Annotated in this window: 1 protein-coding gene; it reads right to left on the reverse strand. The window is 64.9% G+C overall.

The features are described from left to right. Window positions 1-140 precede the first annotated feature (140 nt). Complete coding sequence (ltrA, locus tag ABZ622_RS41960) at window positions 141-1,571, reverse strand: group II intron reverse transcriptase/maturase (protein ID WP_360552592.1); 1,431 nt, start codon at window positions 1,569-1,571, stop codon at window positions 141-143. Window positions 1,572-2,176 lie beyond the last annotated feature (605 nt).

Consider the following 2,176-nt stretch of genomic DNA (forward strand, 5'->3'; position numbering starts at 1 on the left):
CCGGGCGGTCGGTGAGGTCGACTCGGGGCGCCCTGCCGATGTCTCCACCAGCGGGTTTCCCCGAGCCGCCTCCCGAACCCGGCGTGCCCGTCTCCGGGCACCGGGCTCTCCACAAATCCCGTTTCGGGATGCTCAGTTCCTCATGCCGCAGTGGGCCACGGGGTCGGGATAAGTGTTCCCCGGTGTCGGTATCTGGTCGTGCTCACCTTTGCCGGGTTGAACAGCTCCACTTCTTCCGTGGCAGGCCACCAGCCACCGCCGTAATAACGTCGACGGAGCTGCTTCCAAGTAATCCCGGGATGCTTGCGCCGGATCCATCGCGTCACCCTCATCCACGCGTAGTGGCTGAGGTAACAGAAAGCGACGTTCGACACTCCGGGACGGAAGTACGCGCACCACCCGCGCAATACCGAGTTAAGCCGGTAGAGCAAGGGCTCCAGCGGCAAGCCGACGTTCTGCCGTCCGGTCAGTTCCTTCACCTTGCCCGTTGCGGAACGCACTGACTTCCGTGCCGGATAGGTGTAGATGTACTGCCGGTCGGTGCCCGGTTTCCGGTGGCGCTGGATGCGCCATCCGAGAAAATCAAGGCCCTCGTCAATGTGCGTGATCTTTGTCTTCTCCACCGAAAGGCGAAGGCCCATCGGCTTCAACGCCTCCGCGACCTCGTCACGTAATTCCTCGGCATGCTCACGGCTCCCGAAGACAAGCACGAGGAAATCATCCGCATACCGGACCAGCCGGTAATTGGGCAATCCTCGGCGCCGTCTCCTGCGCCGATCCTCGGAGGTGCTGTCTGGTCCTCCGAGCCCCTGGGCGATGTGCTCGTCCAGGACCGAGAGCGCGATGTTGGCCAGCAGTGGCGACAGGATCCCGCCCTGCGGGGTCCCGGTGCGTGTGTCCGTGAAGGCTCCGTCCCGGGACAGGATCCCGGACTTCAAGAACGCCTTCACCAGGGACAGCACCCGCTTGTCCCCGATTCGATTCCTCACCCGCTCCATGAGAGCCGGGTGCGAGATCTCATCGAAGCACGCCGTGATGTCGCCCTCCACCACCCACTCGTATCCGTGGCTGGCGAGGTAGCGGGTCTCGGCGATCGCGTCATGAGCCCGGCGATTCGGGCGGAACCCGTAGGAACACGGGAGGAAATCCGCTTCGAACACCGGCTCCAGCGCCAGTTTCAAGGATGCCTGGACCACTCTGTCCGCCACGGTCGGAATCCCCAGGCGACGGAGTTTGCCGTTCGCCTTGGGAATCATCCGCTCGCGCACGGGGACCGGCCGGAAGCTGCGGTCTCTGATCTGAGCCCGCAGCCTGCCGAGGAACATCTCGACTCCTTGCCCGGCCTCGATGGAGCGGGCGGTCTTCCCGTCCACTCCGGCCGTCCGGGCACCCTTGTTTCCCCGGACACGGTCCCACGCCACCAACAGGAAGGCGGGATCGGCCACGAGGTTGAACAGATCGTCGAACCTGCGATGAGAATCATCAGCGGCCCAACGGTGCAGCTTGGTCTGGATCTCCAGTACCCGGCGTTCGGCCTTCATCAAGGCCCATTCCAGCTCGTCGGAATTCACCGGCGACCACCTCCTGGCATTCCAGCATCCTTACTGCCGACTTGCTGACCCCCTTCCCCATGTGGCCGGCTTTCCCGGCCTCGGAGTACTACGGAGTCTCCGTCCTGCCCGACGGCCATCAGCCGACGATGGGCCTGCCCTCCACCGGACTGGAGATCCGGCATCGGACGACCGCGGGCAGTTCCCACGTTCACCACGGAATCGATTGACGGGTGAGGTGCCCAGCTCTACCCCGGCAGCATCGCCACGCTTACGCCGCAGGCTTTCGGCGTGGCCTCCCCACCGATACGTGGAATCGGCTTCGGAGTCGACCACCGCCCAGCGGTGGTCGTGCACTGCATCCGGCCCGCATCCGCCAGGTTGGAGCCGGTGTCGTAATTACGGGGCGTCAAGCACTGATTCCTCGCGTGCACCTTCCCGTCTCACTAGCCGGACCCGGACCGTCTGGCAGTGCCAGCCCGTCCCGACGTTGTCGGGGCTGCTTACCGCCCGGCTCGGCATCCCCCGAGCCGAACTGCCCCCAGCTTCAACCAGGTTGCTGCGACAACCCGGCGGTGAAGGTCTCTCACCTCACTCGATTCCATGGCGCCTCGTGGCGCACCCAC

It is taken from the genome of Streptomyces sp. NPDC007164, assembly GCF_040634135.1.
Classification (GTDB): domain Bacteria; phylum Actinomycetota; class Actinomycetes; order Streptomycetales; family Streptomycetaceae; genus Streptomyces; species Streptomyces sanglieri.